Annotated in this window: 4 protein-coding genes; all 4 read right to left on the reverse strand. The window is 46.6% G+C overall.

The window, feature by feature from the left end:
• Nucleotides 1-133, reverse strand: a 133-nt coding sequence (locus F8N00_RS16625; RefSeq protein ID WP_421018612.1) for a sugar phosphate nucleotidyltransferase, incomplete at its 3' end; no start/stop codon positions are given.
• A 17-nt stretch (nt 134-150) separates the two neighbouring features.
• Nucleotides 151-1,623, reverse strand: coding sequence for a glycosyltransferase (locus F8N00_RS16630; RefSeq protein WP_421018609.1), 1,473 nt, complete (start codon nt 1,621-1,623; stop codon nt 151-153).
• Between the two features lie 135 nt (nt 1,624-1,758).
• Entirely contained in the window at nt 1,759-3,288 is a 1,530-nt protein-coding gene (locus tag F8N00_RS16635; RefSeq protein WP_421018610.1) for an FAD-dependent oxidoreductase, read from the reverse strand.
• Between the two features lie 180 nt (nt 3,289-3,468).
• A partial coding sequence (locus F8N00_RS16640) for an MFS transporter (RefSeq protein WP_421018611.1) occupies nt 3,469-4,122 on the reverse strand: 654 nt, incomplete at its 5' end.

Raw genomic sequence — 4,122 nt, forward strand, 5'->3', positions numbered from 1 at the left:
CTTCCACGATGTATTGGATCGTCGGTTTATCGAGAATCGGTAACATCTCTTTCGGCATGGCTTTTGTTGCCGGTAAAAAACGTGTGCCGAGCCCCGCAGCTGGAATAATGGCTTTTTTGATTGGTTTTTTCATGACATTCGCTCCTTCGATCATTCAGTATGCAGCCAGTTCATCAGGTTGCGGTAATTTTCGATGCCTTGTGCTTCATATAACCCAGGTTTCGTCCGCACATGTGGGAGTGGTCGTTCGACGATTTCGACCATCTTTTCTGCGAATCCCGTGACGTCTCCTTCAGGGACGAGGTAACCATTTTGACCATCTTCGATGATTTCACGCGGTCCGTACCGAACGTCGTAAGCAATGACAGGACAGCCGACATTAATGCTTTCCATGACGGTTAGTCCGAATCCTTCAAAGCGACTCGTCAATAACGACGCACGGGACGCAGCGAAGACTTGGTCCGGTGTCGATGTGAAGTCGTGAATGAGAACATCTTCCTCGATATTCAGTAAATACATCATCTGCTTCATTAATGCTAGTTGTCCATCCTCATCCGCTCCATACAGCGCAAGCTTCGTCGGATGTCCCGATCGTTTGAAGATTGCGTAACTGCGGAGCAAGTGCTCGAGTTGCTTTTGTTTTCCAAAGCGTCCGATAAAACAGAATTGATCCTCTACATGCGTCCGGTCGATCTCGACCGGTTTGATCGAGTGCGGAATGACTGCGAACTGATCATCCGGTATCGGAAAACGCGCTTGAATCTCGTCTTTTTGATGTGTCGTCAAGACGAGATATTTTGCCACACGATCCGATCCTTCGAGAGCGGTTTGGTAAGATTTTTTGATTCGTTGCTGATCTAATTCCAAATGAGAATTATGGAACACGAGAATATTTTTTGTCCTTACCTGACAGTTGAGCAATGACCAGTCGAGAAGTCGCGCATCGTTGAAGACGATATCTCCATCCGTCAAACGATGATTGAAGTAGTAGAGAAATAAATCTTTTTCAGTCTGAAAGGTATGGACAGGACGTCCAAGTTGGTAGGTTTGAATCGAAATCAATTTATTCCGTTTTTGTTCCTCATAATGTTTTTCGCAGTAGATATGACCTTCTTGATCATAGAACTGTTCATGAATTTTTTTATGCGTTTTTGGTGAGTATCGAATCTTGCGATGCAATCGACCGTTATCGTTATATTGCCAACGTTCGACTTTTTTCTTCGATGCAGGACTCATGAAATCTTCAAATGACAGCTGATCACTCGCTTCATGGTACTTCCGGTATAAGACATATGTGTTCCCGTCATAGTACCGGACTGTGTCTGTGTCTACCTGCACAGCTCGTAATCCTTCGATTTCCCGGGAAGTCACAAGCGGTGTCGTAGCTTCATATAATCGATTTCCGGAGAGCCATTCGTAGATATTCTCGATTTGCGTCGTCTCGCTTAAAATGTTCTTTTCTCTAAAGATTTGTACGATACGATCGTATGCTGCATCATAGTTGGTTGTAAGGATCGTTGTCGCATAGCCAAGGTGTTTTTCGATCATTGCGATTCGACTGAGGAGCGACTTCGTGCGTCCCCCATGTTGTGCCGGTAATGTCGAAGTCATCGTATACAGCATGATTCACACTTCCTTTTTCCCGTTCTCCGAACTATTCTCTGTTAAGACAGACAGTCGCCTGTTTTCTTTTTCATATTTCAGCATCTTTTATTATTTCCGATCTGCCTCTCTCAGAAACTTCAACGAGCATATTGTTTACTCTTCCCTCTTTTTTAACGGTTTAACAGCAGGTCCTTCCATCACTGCCCCGTCGTGTGCAAAGCGTGAACCATGGCACGGACAGTCCCATGAGCGTTCGGCTGCATTCCACTTCGTATCACATCCCATATGGGTACACGTCGTTGAAACGAGATGAAGCCTTCCGGCAGGATCACGATATCCCCCGACTGTCTTTCCATGATGCCGCACAAGTCCTCCTTCGTCAGGCTGAAGATCTTTTGCGTCACGATGTGCTTTTGATACTTTCCCTTTTACGAGTTCGATCGCGACATCCGCGTTATTCTTGATGAATTGGGTCGCGTCGACTGCTTTAAGTTTTGATCGCGTCGGATCAAACAGATGTCGAAACCGATTCGGTGTCCCAGTTAAAAGATCACTGAGTAACAGTCCTGCCGCAATACCATTTGTCATGCCCCATTTTGCAAATCCGGTTGCGACAAAGACGTTCGGGTCATCTGCTGTCATTTGACCGACATACGGGATGTGATCCAGTGTAATTAAGTCCTGCGCCGACCAAAATCGGTCGAACGTTTCCACTTGAAAGGCGTTCGTCGCAAAATCAGCTAAGTGCTGATAACGTGCCATCGTTTCCGTTTCGTGACCCGATAAATGATTTTCACCACCAAACAGTCCTAATCGACGACCGTCCGAAGTACGTGTGTGTCGTAAAGAACGACTTGGTTGATCGGCACTCATGAACATACCGTCAGGAAACGAATCGTCGACGAATCCTGAAACGATGTACGATCGATGAACTTCAAGCTTCGAAAAATATAATCCTTTGAAATCATGAAACGGAAAATGGGTTGCGATCACGACCTTCTTAGCTTCAATACGATATCCATTCTCAAGGACGATCGTCGGTGTTCGATTACTTTCAATCGTCGTCGCCCGTGACTTTTCATACAGCGTCCCACCTTGTCGGACGAAATGTTCTGCTAAGCCCTGTAAGTACTTGACGGGATGAAACTGTGCTTGATCGCGCAGAACGACCGCCCGCTTCACGGTGTACGGCAACTTCTTCTGTACTTCATCTGTTGCATCGCCACCGTTTATCTCAAGACGAGCATACGCTTTGATTTCACGATCCATCGCATTCTCTTTTGAAGAAGAGACATACAGATACGCGTCTTGGGTCTCAAGCTCACACGCTAGATCAAGACGTTCGACTTGATGACGAAGAAACGTAATGGCTTCTTCATTTGCTTGATAATAAAGTCGTGCTGTGTCCTCTCCTACACTTTTGATCAATTGATCATAGATGAGACCATGTTGAGACGACACCTTTGCCGTCGTATATCCAGTCGTACCAGCTGCCACCTCTTCTGCTTCAATAACACCCACGTCATACCCCCGTTCTGCGAGTTGCAAAGCGGTGACTAAACCGGCAATGCCAGCTCCAACGATGACGACATCATGTTTTGTGTCTGTCTCAAGGGGTGGATACGATACACCAGCAGATGATGCTTTCCAATACGATGACGGGAAACCGGATAATTCAGACATACAAAAACTCCTCTCTTCAAACAGGCACAACGATCAACTTCGATAGTATTAGTGCTTCCCTGTCTGCGACAAAACATGCACAAAAGATATTTTTTTATATAAGAACGTCATCCAAAGTTTTTGGACCTTAAATATGAGCAACCAAAAACAGCCCCTTTTCAATCAAGAGGCTGTCCATATTCATGAACTTAGTTTGTCCGCTTGGCGTTCCAGCAGTCCGAGGCGGCGAATCTTTTTCTCCTCGACGACGGCGACAATGGCGAGGGCGATCAAACCGAACAATAACGCAGCATTAAAGATGACAAACGTGTCACTCCAACCGTGCAACGTAACGGAACCGATCGTTAGACCATTCGTTTCCGGATCAGCGATTTTTGCGAGACCGACTTTTGCGATCGAATCACCGAACAAGTAACCGAACGTTCCGACCATCCCGTTCGTGACCGTCGTCGCTTGTTTTGGTGCAAAGCTGATGACCGAGACACCGATCAAGAGCTGCGGTCCGTAGATGAGCGCACCGAGCGCGAACAATGACGCATAAATCATGACTTCACTCGTACCGTAACGATAACCGAGGACCGCGACAGCCGTCAGCAAAAGACAGATCGCGGCAACGAGCGCCCGGCGTCCTTTGAGTAAATCAGACACGTAACCCCAAATCATACTGCCGCATAACGCACCGATTTCAAAGAAGAAGATCGTATTAACGGCACTCTCCGTGCTGAAATGCAGATGTTCTGTGACATAGAGCGGCGCCCAGTTATCAATCCCGATTCGGACGATGTAGACGAAGACGTTCGCGATACAGAGCGTCCAAATCCAGGGGTTCGAGAT

The sequence above is a fragment of the Exiguobacterium sp. A1_3_1 genome (assembly GCF_048985645.1).
GTDB classification, from domain to species: Bacteria; Bacillota; Bacilli; order Exiguobacteriales; family Exiguobacteriaceae; genus Exiguobacterium_A; species Exiguobacterium_A indicum.